General features: G+C 43.7%; 1 tRNA gene. It reads right to left on the bottom strand.

The features are described 5' to 3' along the window. Nucleotides 1–64: 64 nt before the first annotated feature. Nucleotides 65–141 (bottom strand) — tRNA-Met (locus PL85_RS17880). Between the last annotated feature and the right edge of the window lie 97 nt (nucleotides 142–238).

A 238-nucleotide genomic window follows, 5' to 3' on the forward strand; every position in this document is an offset into this window, starting at 1 on the left:
CCAATTTCGCCACTTCCGCAGCTCGATATCTATGTGTTGCCAACTTTCGCTAACAACTAAATTATGGTGGCTACGACGGGATTTGAACCTGTGACCCCATCATTATGAGTGATGTGCTCTAACCAGCTGAGCTACGTAGCCATCTTTTTGAGCGAGACAATATAATACAATCCACACTCATGTGCCAATGGTTTTTTAAACACTGACCCATTTGAATAATGGCAGGGCTACCTGGATT

The sequence above is a fragment of the Vibrio anguillarum genome (assembly GCF_001989995.2).
GTDB lineage: Bacteria > Pseudomonadota > Gammaproteobacteria > Enterobacterales > Vibrionaceae > Vibrio > Vibrio anguillarum.